At 55.2% G+C, this 2500-nt stretch carries 2 rRNA genes (1 of these 2 cut by a window edge); both read left to right on the top strand.

What is annotated here, in order from left to right:
• Positions 1-1994: ribosomal RNA gene (locus LDN95_RS15950) — 23S ribosomal RNA — on the top strand (it extends 801 nt beyond the left edge of the window).
• A 227-nt stretch (positions 1995-2221) separates the two neighbouring features.
• Positions 2222-2336 (top strand): 5S ribosomal RNA (rrf, locus tag LDN95_RS15945).
• Positions 2337-2500 lie beyond the last annotated feature (164 nt).

Raw genomic sequence — 2500 nt, 5'->3', positions numbered from 1 at the left:
GTTTAGGGGTGAAAGGCCAATCAAACCGGGAAATAGCTGGTTCTCCGCGAAATCTATTGAGGTAGAGCGTCGGACGTATACCGTTGGGGGTAGAGCACTGGATGGTTGCGGGGGTCGCGAGATCTACCAACACTAACCAAACTCCGAATACCAACGAGATTTATCCGGCAGACAGACGGCGGGTGCTAAGGTCCGTCGTCAAAAGGGAAACAGCCCTAACCTACAGCTAAGGTCCCCAAGTCACGTCTAAGTGGGAAAGCATGTGGGAGTCCCAAAACAACCAGGATGTTGGCTTAGAAGCAGCCATCATTTAAAGAAAGCGTAACAGCTCACTGGTCTAAATAAGGGTTCCTGCGGCGAAGATGTAACGGGGCTCAAGACGTGCACCGAAGCTTAGGGTGTGATCGTTTACGATCACGCGGTAGCGGAGCGTTCCGTAGGCCTGAGAAGCGATCTGGTAATGGGTCGTGGAGGTATCGGAAGTGCGAATGCTGACATGAGTAGCGATAAACAGTGTGAGATGCACTGTCGCCGAAAGACCAAGGGTTCCTGCTTAAAGCTAATCTGAGCAGGGTGAGCCGGCCCCTAAGACGAGCCCGAAGGGGGTAGTCGATGGGAACCACGTTAATATTCGTGGGCCTGGTGGTGTGTGACGGATCATGTGTGTTGTCATTCCTTATTGGATTGGAGTGGCTTCGAAATGGTTCCAGGAAATAGCCCCACCGTATAGACCGTACCCGAAACCGACACAGGTGGTCAGGTAGAGTATACCAAGGCGCTTGAGAGAAGTATCCTGAAGGAACTCGGCAAATTGCCTCCGTACCTTCGGAAGAAGGAGGCCCCATATATGCGCAAGCACTTGTGGGGGGCACAGGCCAGGGGGTAGCGACTGTTTAGCAAAAACACAGGACTCTGCTAAGTCGGCTTCAAGACGACGTATAGGGTCTGACGCCTGCCCGGTGCCGGAAGGTTAAGAGGAGGAGTGAGAGCTCCGAATTGAAGCCCCGGTAAACGGCGGCCGTAACTATAACGGTCCTAAGGTAGCGAAATTCCTTGTCGGGTAAGTTCCGACCTGCACGAATGGCGTAACGACTTCCCCACTGTCTCCAGGATATGCTCAGCGAAATTGAATTCTCCGTGAAGATGCGGAGTACCCGCGGTTAGACGGAAAGACCCCGTGCACCTTTACTGCAGCTTCAGAGTGGCATTAGGAAAGAATTGTGTAGCATAGGTGGGAGGCTTTGAAGCATTGGCGCCAGCTGATGTGGAGCCATAGGTGAAATACCACCCTGTTGTTTTCTGATGTCTAACCCAGGACCGTTAGCCGGTTCGGGGACCCTCTGTGGCGGGTAGTTTGACTGGGGCGGTCGCCTCCTAAAGAGTAACGGAGGCGCGCGATGGTAGGCTCAGGACGGTTGGAAACCGTCTGTTAGAGTGCAATGGCATAAGCCTGCCTGACTGCGAGACTGACGAGTCGAGCAGAGACGAAAGTCGGTCATAGTGATCCGGTGGTCCCTCGTGGAAGGGCCATCGCTCAACGGATAAAAGGTACGCCGGGGATAACAGGCTGATGATTCCCAAGAGCTCATATCGACGGAATCGTTTGGCACCTCGATGTCGGCTCATCACATCCTGGGGCTGGAGCAGGTCCCAAGGGTTTGGCTGTTCGCCAATTAAAGTGGTACGTGAGCTGGGTTCAGAACGTCGCGAGACAGTTTGGTCCCTATCTGCCGTGGGCGTCGATACTTGAGAGGAGTTGCCCCTAGTACGAGAGGACCGGGGTGAACATGCCTCTGGTGTACCTGTCGTTCCGCCAGGAGCGCAGCAGGGTAGCTATGCATGGACGGGATAACCGCTGAAAGCATCTAAGCGGGAAGCCTCCCTCAAGATAAGGTATCATCGAGTCGTGGTAGACCACCACGTTGATAGGCCGGGTGTGGAAGTGCGGTAACGCATGAAGCTAACCGGTCCTAATAACTCTGTTCATGCTTGAGAATTCCACCATCAATATCAGTCCTGCGCAGCAACCGCTGCCTTGGGCATGATGGACGGACGATTGTCGTCAAGACACTCAGCCAGACACAACATACCTTCTCCATCGATCTGAACCGCCCTTGCAACCAGCTCCCTGACCGGAGTGGGCTCCCTGACAGGAGCGAGAGGTGCAAGCGTGTGGTCCAGGTTCGACCATCGATCTAAATCTGCAGCGCCGGCTCCATTGCCTGGTGACCATAGCGTCCGTGCCCCACCCGATCCCATCTCGAACTCGGCCGTGAAACCGGACTGCGCCAATGGTACTAACGCTCAAGCGTTGGAAGAGTAGGGCGTCGCCAGGCATTGAAGCCGACGCTGCAGAAACAAACCCATTCACAAACTCCGCACGCCGATCTCTTCGGCGTGCGGCAGACGACCAGGCGCACAACGCCATTCGGTCGACCCCGGCGCGGGGTGGAGCAGTCCGGTAGCTCGTCAGGCTCATAACCTGAAGGTCGCAGGTTCA

It is taken from the genome of Novosphingobium sp. FKTRR1 (assembly GCF_020404405.1).
In the GTDB taxonomy this organism is placed as follows: Bacteria; Pseudomonadota; Alphaproteobacteria; order Sphingomonadales; family Sphingomonadaceae; genus Novosphingobium.
Note: the sequence above shows the minus strand (reverse complement) of the source record. Positions and strands in the feature narration are given on the sequence as shown.